General features: G+C 66.0%; 1 protein-coding gene. It reads left to right on the forward strand.

Going from position 1 to position 838, the window contains the following annotated elements:
* Nucleotides 1-668, forward strand: a 668-nt coding sequence (locus tag AC01Y6_RS10660) for a helix-turn-helix domain-containing protein (RefSeq protein ID WP_476671500.1), incomplete at its 5' end; no start/stop codon positions are given.
* Nucleotides 669-838 lie beyond the last annotated feature (170 nt).

An 838-nucleotide genomic window follows, 5' to 3' on the forward strand; every position in this document is an offset into this window, starting at 1 on the left:
GACCGTATCGTGTGGCTATGCCACGCACCAGCAAACGCCCCCTCCCCCGCCACATCCTCCGCATCAGCGAAAGGCGGCGGGAGCTCGGCCTCACCCAGGAAGAACTCGCCCGCATGGCAGGCTTCTCCACCAGCCTTATGGCCAAGATCGAGCGGGGCGCCGTGGATCCAAGGACCCTCTCGGTGCAGTACCTTGTGGGCCTGGCCCGGGCCCTGGGCCTCCCCCTCTCCGCGCTCTTGGACCAGGAGGTCTCTGGGGACGACCTCGCTCCGGCTCCCTTCCGCATCCCCGTCTACACCTCCTGGGAAGAAGTGGCCGCCTCCAGCCCTGCCGCCCGCGCCTACCTCACCCCCGAGGAACTCCCCCGGGGAGCGGACGTGGAGCGCCTGGCCTACCTCAGCCTTCCGGGAAAGTGGCTGGTGAGCCTGGACCTCCCCTTCCCCCTTTCGGGCAAGGTCTGGGTCCTCACGGAGCTAAGACCCCTCTTCCAAAGCGGGGCGGTCTACCTGGGGCGCGTGGGCGAGCACACCGCCTTCTTCACCGACGCTTCCCTCCACAAGCCCCACCTCGCCCTCTATCCCCTGGACCCCAGCCTTCCCGTGGTCTGGCCGGAGGAGGAGCGCCCTGAGGTCCTGGGGCTGGTGCGCGGGTGGAAGGTTTGGCTATAGCCATGTATTGACGACATACGCCCCTTGAGTTAGCATTATGTTGCACTAGCTTCCCTGCGGGTCCTATGCTAAGAGGCTGTCGTAAAAGCTCTTCACGGCCAGCTACGCGGCCCTGGCCAGCCGCTTCACCAACAAGCGTAGCATGCCCAGATACACCCAGGCCTCAAGGT

It is taken from the genome of Thermus sp., assembly GCF_056332225.1.